This is a genomic window from Gilliamella sp. B3127 (assembly GCF_026536935.1).
Classification (GTDB): Bacteria; Pseudomonadota; Gammaproteobacteria; order Enterobacterales; family Orbaceae; genus Gilliamella; species Gilliamella apicola_E.
In genome coordinates, this window is the sequence record NZ_JAFNNI010000008.1 from 33921 (window position 1) to 50290 (window position 16370).

The following is a 16370-nucleotide window of genomic DNA, read 5'->3' on the forward strand; positions in this document are numbered from 1 at the left end:
TCCTTTCATCTTGTTATGCATCTCATTTCAACAGGAACCAAATTTGGTGTCAAGTCATGGTAAATTTATGATCATGGGACTTCTGCCAATTTTCTGATATGATAGTTGAAAATTTTTTCATTTGTTGAGAGTTAGCATGTTTGAGAATTTAACTGACCGTTTATCACAGACATTTCGCAATATTAGTGGGCGTGGACGCTTATCTGAAGATAATATCAAAGATGCCCTACGTGATGTCCGTATGGCATTACTTGAGGCTGATGTTGCCCTACCTGTGGTACGAGAATTTATTAACCAAGTTAAACAAAAAGCTGTTGGTTTAGATGTTAATAAAAGCCTAACACCAGGCCAAGAATTCATCAAAATCGTTCAAGCAGAACTTACTACAGCTATGGGTGAAGTTAATAGTTCACTTAACTTAGCCACCCAGCCTCCAGCCGTCATTCTCATGGCAGGTTTGCAAGGTGCGGGTAAAACTACCAGCGTCGCAAAACTAGCAAAATTTTTAAAAGAAAAACAGAAAAAGAAAGTATTAGTTGTCTCTGCCGACGTTTATCGCCCTGCGGCAATAAAACAGTTAGAAACACTAGCTAAAGCAATTGATGTGGAGTTCTTCCCGTCAGATATCAATCAAAAACCTATTGATATTGTTAACAAAGCAATTTCACATGCTAAATTACAATTTTTTGATGTCCTTATTGTCGATACCGCTGGTCGATTACATGTCGATAGCGAGATGATGGATGAAATCAAAGCACTGCATGATGCAATCAATCCAATTGAAACGTTATTTGTGGTCGATGCTATGACCGGGCAAGATGCTGCTAATACGGCAAAAGCATTTAATGATGCATTACCTTTGACCGGGGTTATTTTAACTAAGGTGGATGGTGATGCTCGTGGCGGTGCAGCGTTATCGATTCGTCATATTACCGGTAAACCAATCAAATTCTTAGGGATGGGTGAAAAGACGGATGCATTAGAACCTTTTTATCCTGACCGTATCGCTTCACGTATTTTAGGGATGGGTGATGTACTCTCTTTAATTGAAGAGTTACAGAGTAATGTTGATCGTGAAAAGGCAGAGAAAATCGCCAAAAAACTCAAAAAAGGCGATAAGTTTGATTTTAATGACTTCCAAGATCAACTTCGACAAATGCGTAATATGGGTGGAATGGGCGCTATGCTGGCTAAACTACCTGGCGTTGGTCAACTTCCTGATCATATCAAAGCACAGATGGATGATAAAATCACCATCAAGATGGAAGCCATAATTGGTTCGATGACATTAAAAGAACGAGCTAATCCCGAAATCATCAAAGGCTCACGCAAACGCCGTATTGCTAATGGTTCAGGTACCCAAGTGCAAGATGTTAACAAGCTGCTTAAGCAGTTTGAAGATATGCAAAAAATGATGAAAAAGATGAAAGGTGGTGGCATGATGAAGATGATGCGCCAAATGAAAGGTCTAATGGGTGGAGGCATGGGCTTCCCACCTAGATAACATTTTACTTCGCTTTTCTTTCAATAAAATACTATCGTGCAAAGTTACACGATAGTATTTCAATAAACTCAATTTTCTCGATTTAGCGCTTTAATTTTAGTTGGACGCTGCATAGTTAATACAGTACCAATCGATGAAACTATAATAAATAGAATAGCAATCCATTGATAATGAGTTAACTGTTCGTGTAAAACAATTAATCCAGAAAACGCAGCAAATACAGGTGACAAGCTCATCAGAGTACTAAAAGTTTGTGCGGGTAATCGTGGCAAAGCGATCATATCCAGTCCATATGGAATAGCAGACGCCAATAATGAAACGACAAAAACGAGAGGCAACAGATCCATCGAAAACATGGTGCTACCACTGTGCCATACACCAATAGGAAAGAGTAATATTGAGGCAATAATCGAACCTACCGCAACACTTGAGGCACCATAAATTTCACCCGCTTTTCGCCCAAAAACAATATAACCAGCCCAACAGCTTCCTGCACATAAAGCTAGTAATATACCGATAGGATCCAAATCGTTAGAAGCCTGATGAATAGGAAGCAACATCACCAATCCAATGATCGCAATAGCTAACCAAACAAAATCTGTTAATCGGCGCCCTGAAAACATCGCAACCATAATTGGTCCAGTTAACTCTATTGCCACAGCAATTCCTATTGGGATTCGAGATATGGCATTATAAAAAGCCAAATTCATACATCCCATAGCGACACCATACAGAATAATATATTTAATGGCTGGCTTAGTAATAGTTTTACGCCAAGGTTTAAAGATTATTACCAATAAAATCGCTGAGAAAAACAACCGCCATGCTGTCATCGCCTCAGGCCCTAGTACAGGAAACAAGTATTTAGCAAATGAAGCACTTGCTTGCACTGATATCATCGAAATAAAAATTAAAAAAACAGGCCAAGATCTTTTGAGCATAATGACTACCTAGATTAAAGTAATTGCATATTAAGGGAAGCAATTTGTTTATACAGCAACGTAAAATCAATTTAAGATTATTACGATATTTCGCTAAAAGCTTTATTATTAAACGAATCGTATAAATAATATTTTTTCAATATCACATCACGTTTAGTTATCCCTTTTTACTGATAGTAAAGCCAGATCTTGTAGCGCTTTTTTATAAGGGGAATCAGGTAAGATTGAAATAACATTGAATGCTTTATTGGCCTCTTGCTGAGCCGTTTTTAAAGTAAATTCAAGAGATCCACACGACTGCATAACTTTTAAAATATGATCTAATAAATGCCTGCCATTACCTTGCTCGATAGCTTGACGGATTAATGTCGCATCTTCTGAATTAGCATGATGCATTGCATGCAATAATGGTAAGGTTGGTTTACCTTCATTGAGATCATCACCCAAATTTTTACCTAATTTTTGATTACTATCCGCACTATAATCTAATAAGTCATCAATAATTTGAAAGGCGGTACCCAAGTATTTTCCATACTCTTGCAGTGCAAATTCTTGCTCTGGTGTTGCTCCTGCTAATACTGCTGCTGAATGCGATGTTGCTTCAAACAGTCTTGCTGTTTTGCGATAAATAACTTGTAAGTATTGCTCTTTAGTAATATCAGGATCATTACAATTTATCAGCTGTTGAACTTCACCTTCAGCAATAATATTTGTTGCTTCTGACATTATCTTCAATACTTTGAATGATTCTGTGCGTACCATCATTTGGAAAGATCTTGTGTAAATATAATCACCAACTAAGACACTTGCCGCATTACCAAATAGCGCATTAGCGGTTGATTTACCTCGCCGTAAATCAGATTCATCAACAACATCATCATGCAATAAAGTTGCAGTGTGAATAAATTCGATAAAAGCTGCGGTAATAATATGTTTATCACCCTGATAATTAAGCGCTTTAGCTATTAACAAGGCAATAACTGGGCGAATCCGTTTTCCACCACTACTAATGATGTAATTCCCTAATTGATTAATTAGTACAACATCGGAACTAAGTTCTGCTTGTATTGCTTCATTAACTTTAACTAAATCATCTTGCACTAGATCGAGTATTTGTTTTATCGATGGATTATTCATCAGTCTAACCACTACAAATGGGAGATATTTATTTACTATTATCTGATAAATATTTTTAAGCAACAAGTATTGCTAAATCATATTTAAAAAAATACTACAAATGATAAGCATTTTCATTTAGAATACACACCTTAAATGAACATTAATTACTGTTATGAAGATCAACTTTGATATAGATATCAACAACGAAAAAGAGCCGCAATCACCTGCTTCTAATAAGCAAAAGGATGCCTATATATATACATCGATCTCTGTAATATCACATTTATTTTTATTTGGATTATTGTTCAGCTCTGCACTGTTTGCAAATAATATCGTTGTTGATGAAGGTGATAATTCAATTAAAGCTGTTATGATTGACCTTACTCAGTTAGCAGCTCCGGAACAATCATTGGTTGAAGAAACACCTGAAATCAAAGGTGCTAAAAACAGTGAAATCATTGACAATAAACCAATTGAAGAACCAGTCGTAGAGCCAGAAGTCGTTGAAGAAAAGATTCCGGAACCTACACCTGAAATAGAACAAAAAAAAACAGCAACAGAGCCAGATAAACCAGTTATTGTTAAACCTAAACCAAATAAGAAAAAACCACCGACACAAAAATCATCTCGTCAACAAGTTAGACAAGATGTGGTAAGTGATAATATAGCAAATACTTCAGTAGCTCCTAAAGTATCTGATAATCGACAATATTCTGGTAATCCCTCTCCAATTAGTCGTAATCGACCAGAATATCCTCGAAGAGCACTAGATATGCGCTTAGAAGGTTATGTTGTTGCTATGTTTGATGTAACTAGTGAGGGCCGTGTTGAAAATATTAGGATTATTGAAGCCCAACCTAATAATATTTTTAATCGCTCGGTTATCTCAGCAATGAAAATGTGGAAATATAAGCCGATTGCCGGAAAAGATCTCAAAATAAAAATTGTTTTCAATCGTGATAGTTCAATTAGCTTAGGAAGCAATTAATCACTCATTCCTCAATCAATAACCATTATTGAATAAAAAACTGAAAAAGCACTAATTTTATAATTCAATTAGTGCTTAGTTGATAAATAGTTTATCTATTCTTTTGCATTAAAAGTTCAATTTGCTGCGGTTGTTTAGGTACCGTTGAGGTTAAAATTTCGTTGCCAGATTCGGTAACCAAAATATTATCTTCGATACGAATCCCAATACCTTTATAACATTCTGGCACATCAGCATCTTTATTAATATAAAGTCCAGGCTCAACGGTTAAGACCATACCCGGAGCGAGTATGCGATCACGATCACTGCCAACATCATGCACATCAATACCTAACCAGTGACCTAATCCATGCATATAGAATGCTAAATAAGCTTTGTTTGTAATCAATGTTTCAACATCACCTTGCATAATTCCAAGCTTAACTAATCCTTCAACCATAATCCGAATAATTTTTTGGTTAACTAATGATATTGAGGTGCCTGGTTTCAATAATTTGATAGCTGTACATTGCGCAGTTAACACAATGTTATATATTTCGAGTTGTGCTTGACTAAATTTACCATTAATCGGAAATGTTCGAGTAATATCACCTGCATAATAATGATATTCACAACCTGCATCAATTAAGACTAAATCGCCATCTTTGAGCGTGTCGCTATTATTTTCATAATGCAATATACAACCATTATTACCTCCGCCTACAATAGTATTATATGACGGCCATCGAGCGCCATGCCATGCAAACTCATGTAATATTTCAGCTTCTAATTGATATTCATACCAATTAGCCTGGCATTTTTGCATTGCCCGAATATGTGCTTGAGCACTGATTTCGCACGCTTTACGTAAAAGAGCCATTTCATATTCAGACTTAAACATTCGCATTTCATGAACAATTGGTCGCCAATCAATAACTGTACTCGGCGCAGAAAGTTTAAATCGAGCACCTTGCCGTAATGTATTGATTGCTTTCTTAATTATCTCGTCAGCATAATCATATAGCTGGTCTGCATAATAAATTGCTTTTTTTCCATTTATTAAATTTGGTAGAACACTCTCTATATCATCGAAAAGATAAGCCTCATCGACTAAAATCTTTGTTAATGCCTCTTGCTGGCCTAAGCGATAGCCAGTCCATGTTTCGGCTAAAGGATCTTTCTTGCGATTAAATAAAATATATCGTCCTTGACCGTCTTGTTGCTTAATTATTGCCAAAAGCGCTTCTGGCTCTGCAAAAAAAGTAAAATACCAAAAGTCACTATCTTGTCTATAAGGATAGTGGGTATCATTACTTCGTTTAACTTCTGGTGAAGCAAAAAATAAGGCAATGCTATTTGGCTCCATCTGAGCCAATAATTTATTTCGCCGATCTAGCAGTTCTGTCTTGGTCTGAATATCTATCATAGCGTTTACCTTGATAATCAGTAATATCGTATATTAGTGAAGTGTTGGTGTGATATCGGGTTCATTAAATTCATCAAAACATAACATCGCCGTAATGCGAACGTACTCTTTGATCTCTTCAAATGCAAAGCCCAGCTCTTGCTGATCTTCATCTTCATCATAACCGAGTTTAGCTATTTGTCTTAGATCATATATTGCTTCACCCACATCACCTTTGACTCGATTAAGTTTAGGTTGAACTAAACCAATACCCAATAAAAAATGATTTACCCATCCCACTAAATCGTCAATTTGTGTAAACAAATCTTGCTCACCAAGTAGAAGTTGGAACTCAAAATCTTCATCAATAAATTGTTGTTTAGTTGTATGATATAATTCTTCCACTTCCTTATTTAAAGGTTCAGCTATTTTTTGCCCATCATTCAACATGTCTTGAACTAACACTCTCCAACTTTCGTCATGATTTCCTCCAGCTAATAAGCCAGATAAGAATCCATGTAACTCGGCTGCAGTTATGCCAACTTTATTTTGGATAAGTTGACGATTAAGCTCGTCATAAATCTTGGTATTAGTCATTAACTCCACCTTATTAGTTTGTAATAATAGTGAAAATACATCCCTCTGCACTTTCACTCATTATTAGTATATAATTTGTGCCTAGCTGTAAATAATAAACAGGTTATTGTGCTTTATAAAGGAATTATTTTGAACATTTTTAGATTAATTTTAACATCACTGTATATAGTTATATCGTTAACTGCTTGTAGTTCATGGCTGAAAAATAAAGGTGTGATTGTTCTTGATGTACAGAATAATACCTATATAACCAGCCAAGACTTACCTAAAGATTATCAGTTAGGCAATGGAGAACAAGAACTTGATAAGTTTGAAGCTTTCTGCCGAGACGAGATCCGTGCCTCACAACTAGATGGTAGTGAAGAGATGGTATTTGAAAATATCAAACGAGGAATTCACGGTCAGGTTGAATTTAAAAAATGTAGTGATAGAGTCACTCGAATTTACCGATATTAATAAATATTTCAGCTTACTTTGTAAAGTATCGCTAATAAGATTGACTAATTGTCACATATCCGTGAAATCTTACTAGCCTTTCAAGCTGTTTTTATTTATATTGTCGCATGAACAAATATATTTTTGGGAGTAAAATAATTATGTACAAGCAAGATGTAACCATTACTGCATCGAACGGTCTTCACACCCGCCCTGCTGCACAATTTGTAAAGGAAGCTAAAAACTTCAATTCTGAAATTACTGTCACATCAAATGGAAAAAGTGCAAGTGCTAAAAGCTTATTCAAATTACAAACATTAGGCTTAACTCAAGGTACAACTATTACTATTTCAGCCGAAGGTGAAGATGAAAAAGAAGCAGTAACTCATTTAGTAAAATTAATTCCTGAATTGGAATAATACTCCCATGTTAGCGTTGAACGGTTTTAATATTAGATAAGGATTAAATGTTATGGTATCAGGTATACTTGTTTCCCCAGGTATCGCTTTTGCAAAAGCGCTATTATTAAAAGAAGAACCTATTGTTATAAATAATAGGCAAATTCTTGATAACAAAATTGACGCTGAAATTGATCGTTTTAAAGAAGCACGTGAAAAATCAAGCGAACAATTACATGCGATCATGGAACGAGCTAAAACCACTTTAGGTGAGGATAAAGCTGCTATTTTTGAAGGTCATATCATGCTTCTTGAAGATGAAGATCTTGAACAAGAAGTTATTTCACGCATTAAAAGTAAACACTCAAGTGCTGACGCAGCTGTCCAATCTGTATTTGAAACCCAAGCAAAAGAGTTAGAAAATTTAGATGATGAATATCTAAAAGAACGTGCTGCCGATATCCGTGATATTGGTAAACGACTGCTAAAAAATATTTTAGGCATCGAAATTGTTGATCTAAGTGCTATTAGCCAACCTTGTATTTTAGTTGCGACTGATTTAACACCGTCTGAAACTGCTCAATTAAATTTAGATATGGTGTTAGGTTTCATCACTGATGCGGGAGGGCGCACTTCACATACATCAATCATGGCCCGTTCATTAGAAATTCCAGCAATCGTGGGGACATCTAATGCGACACAAGAAATCAAACAAGGTGATTTTGTTATTTTAGATGCAATCAACAATGCTATCTACATTAATCCAGATCATGCAACTCAAGAAAAACTAAAACAAGTACAAACAAAATATCTTGCTGATAAAGAAGAGTTAGCAAAATTAAAAGATCTACCCGCTGTAACACTTGATGGTCATCAAGTTGAAATTTGTGCAAATATTGGTACTGTTCGTGATATTGCTGGTGCAGATCGTAATGGTTATGAAGGTGTTGGGCTTTATCGTACAGAATTCTTATTCATGGATCGTGAAGCTTATCCTAATGAAGATGAACAATTCAAAGCATATAAAGAAGTTGCTGAATCAACTAATGGCCTATCAGTTATTGTTCGTACAATGGATATCGGTGGTGACAAAGATGTACCATATATGCATTTACCAAAAGAAGAAAATCCATTCTTAGGTTGGCGTGCAATTCGTATCTGTTTAGATCGTAAAGAAATACTACATGCACAGTTACGAGCAATCTTACGTGCTTCTGCATTTGGTAAATTGCGTATTATGTTCCCAATGATTATTTCGGTAGAAGAAATTCGTATTCTAAAATCTGAAATTAATATCCTTAAAGAACAATTAACATCTGAAGGTAAAGCATTCGATAAAAGCATTGAAATTGGTGTGATGATCGAAACACCAGCCGCTGCGGTTATTGCTAGACATTTAGCTAAAGAAGTTGATTTCTTTAGTATTGGAACTAACGATTTAACCCAATATACACTTGCTGTTGACCGTGGTAATGAGCTTATTTCACATCTTTATAATCCACTTTCACCATCAGTATTAACATTGATTAAAAATGTAATCGATGCTTCTCACAAAGAAGGTAAATGGACAGGAATGTGTGGAGAGCTTGCTGGTGATGAAAGAGCAACAATTTTATTACTAGGTATGGGGCTTGATGAGTTCAGTATGAGTGCGGTATCAATTCCTAAAATCAAAAAATTAATTCGTAATACTAATTATGAAGAAGCGAAGAAATTTGCTGATACTGTTCTTGAAAAAGCAACAGCTAAAGAAATAACCGATTTAATTGAAAAATATACTGCTGAAAAGCAAATTTGTTAGGAGGCAATGATGGGTTTATTCGATAAAATAAAGCAATTTGTATCTGATGATAACAAAAACAGCATCGAAATTATTGCACCTCTTAGTGGTGAAATCGTTAAGATCGAAGATGTGCCAGATGTAGTTTTTGCAGAAAAAATCGTTGGTGATGGTGTTGCTATAAAACCTTCTGGTAATAAAATTGTAGCACCATTAAATGGTAAAATTGGTAAAATTTTTGAAACCAATCATGCATTTGCTATTGAATCAGATGAAGGTATCGAACTTTTTGTTCATTTCGGTATAGATACGGTAGAATTAAAAGGTGAAGGTTTTACACGAGTTGCCGAAGAAGGACAACAAGTTAAAATTGGAGATACCATCATCGAAATCGATCTGCCTTTACTTGAAAGTAAAGCCAAATCAGTGTTAACACCAGTCGTGATATCTAATATGGAAACTGTTGTTGAATTAACTAAGTTATCCGGCTCAGTTGAAGCAGGTAAAACACCAATTATGCGTGTTAAAAAATAACATCGCACAACGTTACTACTCATAAAAAAAACCTTCAGTTTTCACTGAAGGTTTTTTATTGAAAATAATCAAACATAGAGTTCAAATAATTCGTTTAACGCCATTTTTTGTATTGATTAATCAAGCTGTTGGTTGATTCATCATGCGAGCTGACTGGTTTATCATCAGCAAGTTCAGGTAAAATGCGACCAGCTAACTGTTTACCCAATTCAACCCCCCACTGATCGAAGCTAAAGATATTTAAAATAACGCCTTGCGTGAAGATTTTGTGCTCATACATCGCCACTAATGCGCCTAAAGTGTACGGTGTAATTTTTTTCACTAAAATAGAGTTAGTCGGTTTATTGCCTTCAAAAACTTTAAATGGAACAATAAATTTAACTTCTTCAAGCTTTTTACCAGCAGCAAGAAACTCTTGTTCTACTTGTTGAGCAGTCTTACCAAAAGCTAAAGCTTCTGTTTGAGCAAAAAAGTTAGAAAGCAATTTAGGATGATGATCGCCAACTGGATTATGACTAATTGCCGGTGCAATAAAATCACAAGGAATAAGTTTAGTACCTTGGTGAATTAATTGATAAAACGCATGTTGACCATTTGTCCCTGGTTCACCCCAAATAATAGGACCTGTAGTATAAGTAGTCTTGTTGCCATTACGATCAACACTTTTACCATTTGATTCCATATTCCCTTGCTGAAAATAAGCTGCAAAGCGATGCATATATTGATCATAAGGTAGAATTGCCTCGGTTTCTGCACCATAGAAGTTATTGTACCAAATCCCAATTAAAGCAAGTAATGTTGGGATATTTTTTTCAATTGGTGTGCTTTGGAAATGTTTATCCATCGCATGTCCACCAGCTAAAAACTGTTTAAAGTTTTCAAAACCAATTGAAAGTACAATTGATAAGCCGATTGCAGACCAAGAAGAATAACGACCACCAACCCAATCCCAAAATTCAAACATATTGGCAGTATCAATACCAAATTTTTCTACTTCTTTGGCATTGGTTGATAAAGCTACAAAGTGAAGCGCAACAGCTTTATCATCTTTTGCAGCATCAAGTAACCATTGACGAGCGGTTTGTGCATTAGTCATAGTTTCTTGAGTTGTAAAGGTCTTCGATGCAACTAAAAATAGCGTTGTTTCTGGATTTAAACCTTTTAAAGCTTCAACAATGTGAGTACCATCGACATTAGAAACAAAGTGCATAGTTAGATGGTTTTTATAAGGGCGTAATGCTTCGGTAATCATCACTGGTCCTAAATCTGAACCTCCAATTCCGATATTAACTACATCAGTAATCGCTTTACCAGTATAGCCTTTCCATTCACCACTAATAATTTTTTTACTAAAGGATTCCATCTTAGCCAGCACAGCATTGACGTCATCCATAACATTTTTACCATCAACATAAATTGGTGAATTTGATACATTGCGAAGCGCAATATGTAAAACGGCTCGATTTTCGGTACGATTAATTTTTTCACCACTGTACATGGCATTAATAGCCCCGCTTAAATCACACTCGTCAGCAAGCTGATAAAGTTGCTTTAAGGTCTCCTCAGTAATGCGGTTTTTAGACAGATCAACCAAGAACTCATCTTCAAAAGGAATACTTAACTTTTCAACTCGTTTAGGTTCATCTTTTAAAATTTGAGCAATCGTCTTATCGCAATGCTTCTGATAACTAACTTGAAGGGACTTCCAAGCGGATGTAGTAGTTGGATCTATTGACTTTAACATAACTTATTCCTTAATTAATATAGCACTATTAACCATGATATAACTATGGATAACATGATGCAAGATAAGGATTTATCCATTCAAATTAAGTTAGTTGAAAAATTCTATCTACTGGTAATTAATTAAACTTTTTTACCAGTAGGTATCTAGTTTATAAATTTATTTACTTTCCCATTTAATCAATTGTCAAATTGCGAGTTGTTAAATCAAATGGTGTTAATTGATAAACATAATAATTGAGCCAGTTACTAAATAATAAATAAGCATGGCTTCGCCATGTGGCTTTTGGCGTTAAATTTGGGTTATTTTCAGGAAAATAGTTGTAAGGAATTTCCGGATTTATTCCAGCTTTCAAGTCTCGATTATATTCATTAGCTAAGGTGAAGGAGTCATATTCTGGATGCCCTGTTACAAAAGCCATACGTTTATCAGCAGTTGCCATCAAATATGGACCGGTTAAATCTGATTCAGCTAAAATCGTCAAATCAGTATAACTTTTAATTTTATCTGTTGGAAAATCAGCATTACGTGAATGTGGCGCTAAAAAAGTATCGTCAAAACCTCGAGTTAAAAGTGCATTAGGTTGTATGATTTGATGTTGATAGACGCCTGACAATTTTTGTGAGCGAGTAAATTTTGGCATATCATAGAGTACATTTAATGCAGCTTGTACAGCCCAGCAAACAAACATTGTTGAAGTAACATGATCTTTTGCCCAAGTAATTATTTCAGCTAATTTTGGCCAATACACTACATCTGAAAATGCGACTTTACCTAATGGTGCTCCAGTTATGATAAGACCATCAAAATTCTGCTCACGAATATCTTCAAAATCACAATAAAAGCTATTTAAATGCTCTACAGGGGTATTTTTGGATTCACGTTGATCAATACGCAAGAGTTGAATATTGACTTGTAAAGATGAATTGGAAAGCAAACGTAAAAACTGATTTTCAGTTTCGATCTTTTTAGGCATTAAATTTAAGAAGAGAAGCTTTAGTGGACGAATTTCTTGAGTATTAGCACGAGTTGAAGTCATCACAAATACATTTTCATTACGTAACACATCTACTGCCGGTAATGAATCTGGAATACATATAGGCATATTAAAAGCTCCTATTAATTACTTTTTATAATATTTCAAATAGACGTCTAGAAATCCATATAGCTAAATATAGTGTTTTTTAGAAAGATTGTCGAGCGTTTTGTTAGAAAAAATAGATATAATATTTTAAACAAAATCAGAACAATAGCAGATTATATGAATTAACAAATAAGTGTGATGATAGTAATATAAATAGTAAAAATAAAATTTAAATGATTCGAGTATCGGTCCGCCAAGTATCTGCGGTTAAAGCCTCACCAAAATAGCTATTAATCAGTTTTTGTGTGATTTCGCTTAATGGCGAAGCTAAGACTTCAGCAGTATTACCATATTCAACTAAATCACCATTATGCATAACTAAAATTTGGTCACTGATATGTTTCATCATACCAATATCTTGAGTTACATAGACATAAGAAATATTCTGTTCTTCTTGTAAAGACAACATCAAATTAACAATCTGTGAACGCATTGAAATATCTAACGCAGCTAAAGCTTCATCGAGAATAATAACTTTGGGTTTCAGAATTAAGGCCCTAGCCAATGCGACGCGTTGTTTTTGCCCTGCTGCCATCACTGATGGATAATAAGAAGCATGTTCAGGCAGTAACCCTACTTGTTTTAAAACATCACTAATCAATTTTTCACGTTCAAGAGCGCTATAATTGCTATTGCGTTTAAGTGGAATTTCAAGTAATTGACCAATACGAAGTCTTGGGTCAAAAGAGCTTTCAACATGTTGAAAAATCATTCTAATAAGTTGTGACCGATGAACAAAATCACCATATTCAACTTTATTACCGTCAATCCAAATATCCCCACTATCTGGTTTTATCATACCCACCAGCATTTTGGCTAGTGTCGATTTTCCTGAACCATTTTGCCCTATAATGGCAAGTGTTTTACCTTCGTTGAGCGAGAACGATAATGGTTTAACGGCATCAATTTGTAAATGACCAAAGAGCCCTTTAGGAATTTTAAATCGTTTTGATAAATTTCGGACTTTTAATATTGGGTTCATTAACTATTCCTGTATTTACTCATCAGTATTTAATGGGAAATGGCAAGCCACAGAATGATCTTTTATAAGAATAAGTTCAGGTGCTTGAATACATTTTTTTTGAGCATAAGGGCATCGTGGCCCTAATCGACAACCAATAGGTAAATGCTCCAATGAAGGGATAACCCCTGGTAACGTGTTCAATGGACTTTTATGTGGCATGGCTTTACCAAAATCAGGTATAGCATAAATCAATGCCTGAGTATAAGGATGATAAGGCGATTTTATTAAATCTTCACTATCCGCAACCTCAACGGTTTGTCCACAATAAAGGACATTGATACGATCTGTCCAGCGAGTAACCATTTGTAAATCATGGCTAATAAGTAAAATAGTCGTCCCCATATTCTGATTCATACTCGCTAATAACCTGAAGATTTGCGCTTCAGTTGTTGCTTCCATAGCATTAGTTGGTTCATCTGCAATAAGTAACTTAGGTTGGTTTGCTAATGCAATTGCAATCATCACTTTTTGACATTCACCTTCCGTTAATTCAAAAGGATATGATTTAAGGATTTCTTTATGATCTTTAATTCCAACGCGATGTAATAATTCAACAGCTCGATGTTTACGCCAAAATAGACGCTGCCACCAATGTCCTTTAAAGGTTCTTCGTGGGATAGCCTCGATTAACTGTTGCCCTATTTTCATTGAGGGATCCAAGCAAGACTGCGGTTCTTGGAAAATCATCGAAATATGGTCACTGATGACTTTTCGACGTTGTTTTGGTGTTAATTTAAGTAAATCGATATCATTAAAATGAAAACGATCAGCAGATATTTTCCAATTATGATTTGTCACACCCAATATAGCTTTAGCAATAAGGCTTTTACCAGAACCAGACTCGCCAACTAGACCTCGAATTTCGCCTTCAGACAGCTTCAAATTCACGCGGTCAATTGCGCGTAAAAGGCCATCAGGAGTAATAAACTCAATAGTTAAATTACGAATGTCTAATAATGCCATAATTAATGTCCTACTCGCTGGCCAAATAATCCAAAATTGAATAAATAAACCAAAGTAATTGTAGTAGACACAGCAATACCCGGAGCTAAAAAAGCAAGCAAATTAACATCCATCATATCTTTCATCTTAAACATCATCATGCCTAAATCTGGCCGAGAAAAATCATTAGCAAAACCCAAAAAGGTAATTGTTGTTATCGCTAAAATAACTGAACCAAATAATGAAACAATTTCAGCCAAATAAACGGGTAAAATATTAGGGATAATATAATGATTTAAGATAGAAAATGAGGATAATCCATCGAGTCGATACGCAGTAATATAGGTTTTATTCCATTCCTTAATAACACGTTGATGGATATTATAAATGAAGCGCGGTGAATAGGATAAACCAATCACAATTAAAATATTGGTAATATCATCTTCCAATAACAAGCTAATAACAATTACACCAAGTAATGGCGGAACGACCATAAAAAATCTAAAAATAAATAAAATAAAAGGCCTAATAAATGAAACAAAAAACATTAAATAGTTAATCACTCCACCGATTATGATGACATAAAAAACCGCTTTTAAAGTCATTGAAATGGTTGACCGATAACCAATTAATAAGTAATCAAAAATATCTTGCCCTTGATCAGTTGTTCCTAATATGTGATTAATATCTCCATTAGGCCACCAAGCAGGAGGCAATGAAGTTGCATAGATAGGGTTCAAGTGAGCATGAAAAAGCCATTTGGTTGATAATGCAATAAAAGCAATTGCTAAAACCCCATAAAAACTTATGATCAGATATAAATTGCTATGAAGTCTTTGGAAACATGAATTTATTCGCTTACCTAACAAAATTATCCTAGACATAATGTTCCTTATGACGTAATGGATAAATAGCGATAGCTGTTATCTCACCTAATAAAGTCAATAAACTAATTACTGTTCCACACGCAAGAATTGCTATCGCAATAATAAAATAATTATGGTTACGATAAGCCATCATCACCCATTGGCCTAAACCAACTCGATTGAATAAAATTTCAATAACCATAGTTAAAAATAATAAAGTCGTGGTGTTATATGTCAATTGTGGAATTGTTACCGGAATTGAATTTGGTAATAAATGTCGACGTAACACTTTAAACGGTGAACGTTCCCGGATAATTGCCATTTTAATATAATTTTGTCTTGAAGTATTTTTGACATTTTCACTAACTAGTTGAATGGTCATAATACTTGGTTGAATAGCTAAAATAATTGTTGGCAAAAGTAAATAGTGAAGCTGATCTAACAATGCAGTGAATTTATCTGGCCTTGATGAAATTAAAATATCTAGCAAAGAACTTCCGGTTACTGATGGTGCGATATCAAAGTTCATTGAAATCGGCATTGTCGAGGAAAGATAAAACATTACAATTGTTGCGAGCATAACAATCGGGCAAGAATAAAAGATTAAACAGCCTAAACGAATGGTAGTATTCAACCAATTTATATTACTTAAACCTAGAAAAATACCCAAAGGTAATCCAATAAGTAAAGCTACAAGCAATGCTAAAATACAAAGTTCAAACGTTGTTAATAAGGTATCTAAAAATGGCAAAGTTTCACCTGATACTAACCTAAATTGACCTTGTAGTAATTGTTTAAAAAAAGCATTATAGGCATCAACAAAAGTTAAATCATTAAAAATAGATTGAGGATCAAAATAGACCAGACAAAAGCTGATCTGAGCAAGTACGCAGATAATAAATGAAAACGTCACTATTTTTTTTAAAATATAGATAATCATTGTTTATCTTTATTATGAGTAAAAACAACA

The 16370-nt window shown here is 34.8% G+C and carries 16 protein-coding genes; 6 read left to right on the forward strand and 10 right to left on the reverse strand.

What is annotated here, in order from left to right; all coding sequences use genetic code 11:
• Positions 1-136 precede the first annotated feature (136 nt).
• On the forward strand, positions 137-1504 hold the full coding sequence (gene ffh, locus J3U00_RS10730) for a signal recognition particle protein (protein WP_065561794.1): 1368 nt from the start codon (positions 137-139) through the stop codon (positions 1502-1504).
• A 68-nt stretch (positions 1505-1572) separates the two neighbouring features.
• Here ffh and J3U00_RS10735 read toward each other — a convergent pair whose 3' ends face one another.
• Together J3U00_RS10735 and ispB are read right to left on the reverse strand one after the other, a co-directional pair.
• Complete coding sequence (locus J3U00_RS10735) at positions 1573-2445, reverse strand: EamA family transporter (protein WP_267332384.1); 873 nt, start codon at positions 2443-2445, stop codon at positions 1573-1575.
• A gap of 153 nt (positions 2446-2598) precedes the next feature.
• Entirely contained in the window at positions 2599-3582 is a 984-nt protein-coding gene (gene ispB, locus J3U00_RS10740) for an octaprenyl diphosphate synthase (protein WP_065561792.1), read from the reverse strand.
• 154 nt (positions 3583-3736) lie between these two features.
• Here ispB and J3U00_RS10745 point away from each other — a divergent pair, with 154 nt between their 5' ends.
• On the forward strand, positions 3737-4552 hold the full coding sequence (locus J3U00_RS10745; RefSeq protein ID WP_267332385.1) for a TonB family protein: 816 nt from the start codon (positions 3737-3739) through the stop codon (positions 4550-4552).
• 91 nt (positions 4553-4643) lie between these two features.
• Here the strand turns inward: J3U00_RS10745 and pepP are convergent, their stop codons facing one another.
• Both pepP and J3U00_RS10755 read right to left on the reverse strand, forming a co-directional pair.
• Positions 4644-5957 (reverse strand): Xaa-Pro aminopeptidase, encoded by a 1314-nt coding sequence (gene pepP / locus J3U00_RS10750; protein ID WP_267332386.1) that lies wholly within the window; start codon positions 5955-5957, stop codon positions 4644-4646.
• Between the two features lie 33 nt (positions 5958-5990).
• Positions 5991-6533, reverse strand: coding sequence for a YecA family protein (locus J3U00_RS10755; protein WP_065561789.1), 543 nt, complete (start codon positions 6531-6533; stop codon positions 5991-5993).
• A 129-nt stretch (positions 6534-6662) separates the two neighbouring features.
• Here J3U00_RS10755 and J3U00_RS10760 point away from each other — a divergent pair, with 129 nt between their 5' ends.
• From J3U00_RS10760 to crr, 4 genes are all read left to right on the forward strand, one after another.
• The gene (locus J3U00_RS10760; RefSeq protein ID WP_065561788.1) at positions 6663-6989 is read left to right on the forward strand and encodes a hypothetical protein; all 327 of its coding nucleotides are present in this window, start codon (positions 6663-6665) and stop codon (positions 6987-6989) included.
• A 140-nt stretch (positions 6990-7129) separates the two neighbouring features.
• Entirely contained in the window at positions 7130-7387 is a 258-nt protein-coding gene (ptsH, locus tag J3U00_RS10765; RefSeq protein ID WP_065561787.1) for a phosphocarrier protein Hpr, read from the forward strand.
• A gap of 52 nt (positions 7388-7439) precedes the next feature.
• Positions 7440-9167 (forward strand): phosphoenolpyruvate-protein phosphotransferase PtsI, encoded by a 1728-nt coding sequence (ptsI, locus tag J3U00_RS10770; protein ID WP_220225519.1) that lies wholly within the window; start codon positions 7440-7442, stop codon positions 9165-9167.
• 9 nt (positions 9168-9176) lie between these two features.
• Positions 9177-9680 carry a PTS glucose transporter subunit IIA gene (crr, locus tag J3U00_RS10775; RefSeq protein ID WP_065561785.1) on the forward strand — a complete coding sequence of 168 codons (504 nt, stop codon included), beginning with the start codon at positions 9177-9179 and terminating at the stop codon, positions 9678-9680.
• 94 nt (positions 9681-9774) lie between these two features.
• Here crr and pgi read toward each other — a convergent pair whose 3' ends face one another.
• From pgi to J3U00_RS10805, 6 genes are all read right to left on the reverse strand, one after another.
• Positions 9775-11424 carry a glucose-6-phosphate isomerase gene (gene pgi / locus J3U00_RS10780; RefSeq protein WP_267332387.1) on the reverse strand — a complete coding sequence of 550 codons (1650 nt, stop codon included), beginning with the start codon at positions 11422-11424 and terminating at the stop codon, positions 9775-9777.
• 175 nt (positions 11425-11599) lie between these two features.
• Positions 11600-12529 (reverse strand): homoserine O-acetyltransferase MetA, encoded by a 930-nt coding sequence (gene metA / locus J3U00_RS10785; RefSeq protein WP_267332388.1) that lies wholly within the window; start codon positions 12527-12529, stop codon positions 11600-11602.
• Between the two features lie 208 nt (positions 12530-12737).
• Positions 12738-13550 carry an ATP-binding cassette domain-containing protein gene (locus J3U00_RS10790; protein ID WP_065561782.1) on the reverse strand — a complete coding sequence of 271 codons (813 nt, stop codon included), beginning with the start codon at positions 13548-13550 and terminating at the stop codon, positions 12738-12740.
• A gap of 15 nt (positions 13551-13565) precedes the next feature.
• Positions 13566-14555 carry a putrescine export ABC transporter ATP-binding protein SapD gene (gene sapD / locus J3U00_RS10795; RefSeq protein ID WP_065561781.1) on the reverse strand — a complete coding sequence of 330 codons (990 nt, stop codon included), beginning with the start codon at positions 14553-14555 and terminating at the stop codon, positions 13566-13568.
• Between the two features lie 2 nt (positions 14556-14557).
• Entirely contained in the window at positions 14558-15418 is an 861-nt protein-coding gene (locus tag J3U00_RS10800; RefSeq protein WP_065735240.1) for an ABC transporter permease subunit, read from the reverse strand.
• Complete coding sequence (locus tag J3U00_RS10805; protein ID WP_267332389.1) at positions 15411-16340, reverse strand: ABC transporter permease subunit; 930 nt, start codon at positions 16338-16340, stop codon at positions 15411-15413. Before J3U00_RS10805 ends, J3U00_RS10800 begins: the two co-directional genes overlap by 8 nt.
• Positions 16341-16370: the final 30 nt, after the last annotated feature.